The sequence below is a fragment of the Lederbergia sp. NSJ-179 genome (assembly GCF_022867885.1).
Classification (GTDB): Bacteria; Bacillota; Bacilli; order Bacillales; family Bacillaceae_C; genus Lederbergia.
Genome location: NZ_JALIFP010000096.1, coordinates 1 through 1448, shown reverse-complemented (window position 1 = coordinate 1448; position 1448 = coordinate 1). Strand labels below are relative to the sequence as shown.

General features: G+C 41.8%; 1 protein-coding gene. It reads left to right on the top strand.

The genetic code is table 11. From position 1 onward, the window contains the following. On the top strand, window positions 1-1381 hold a 1381-nt coding region (locus MUB24_RS22945), incomplete at its 5' end, for an IS4 family transposase (RefSeq protein WP_313898492.1). Between the last annotated feature and the right edge of the window lie 67 nt (window positions 1382-1448).

The window sequence follows — 1448 nt, the reverse complement described above, 5'->3', positions numbered from 1 at the left end:
ACCAAATTCTACTGAAAATGAAAAATCTAATTCCCGTATGCTACAATTTTTCACACAAGCAAAGATTGGGACATTCCTGCATCAAGCTAATATACGCAAGGAAAAAGGGTTCTCACCACGTCTTATCGTGCAATTCATTTTTGCACTTGTTCTTCATGGAATGAATTTTTCCAGAGCGCTTGAATCAGACCGTGTCCCCAAGGATTTTGAAAAGGACACTGTGTATGCGTTACTGAAAAATCCTACATATAACTGGCGTAAGTTCCTTGCCAGCGTTGGCTCGTATCTCGTGGTGAAGTTCCTGCTTCCGCTGACTTCTGAAAATCGTGATCGTGTTCTCATATTTGATGATTCTTTGTACAGCCGTAATCGTAGTAAGGTCGTTGAACTGCTTGCCAGAGTGAAGGATCACACCACCGGTAGATATTTCAAGGGATTTCGTATGCTTACACTTGGCTGGTCAGATGGTTCCTCTTTTATACCGCTTGCTTTTTCATTGCTGAGTTCAAAAAAAGAGAAAAACCGTTACCAGGACATTGATTCAAGTATAGACAAGCGAACGGTTGGTTACCGGAGACGCCAAGAGGCAACAAAAAAGAGCACTGAGACGATGTTCGATTTATTGGATTCCATCCATCCGAAAAGACTTGGTGCGAAAATAGTTCTTTTTGATAGCTGGTTCGCCTACCCGGCCATCCTATCAAAAATTGTAAAGAACTATTCGCTGGATGTTGTTTGTATGATCAAGCGCTCACCAAAAATTCACTATACATATGAAGGCAAGTCTTACACGTTGAACCAACTTTACAAGAAGGTGCGCAAGAAACGTGGCCGTGCTAAAATCCTTGCGAACATTGTTGTTGGTCTTGGTCACGATGATGAAAATGGCAATGAAATCCAAGCACGAATTGTATTCGTCCGTGATCGCAACCGCTCCAAGAAATGGCTTGCCCTTTTAACAACCAACCTGGAACACACAGAAGAAGAGGCAGTAAGAATCTATGGCAAGCGCTGGGAAATTGAGTGTTTTTTCAAGGTGGTCAAATCCAACTTACGCCTGGCAAAGGAATTTCAATGCCGTAGCTATGATTCCATGACTGCTCACACTACAATTGTGTTTCTGCGATATATGATGTTGTCACTTAGTGTCCGAGAAGAAGAGGATCCCAGGACCATTGGTCAGCTATTCTATTTGTGCTGCGATGAAATGGAAGATATTCGTTTTGCACAGGCACTGATGACCATTTTGGAAATAGTCGGTTCAACCATGGCTGAAGAATATCTTCTTACAGATGAGCGAATAAACGATTTCTTTGATCGTTTTTTCAGCAAATTACCTGACTATTTGCGAAATCCACTACTTCATGCTGGGACAGCATGATAATAGAATTGTACCTATCCCTTTCATACCAAGCGTTAAGGCTTATTTAGCATGTCCGAAACTTGAG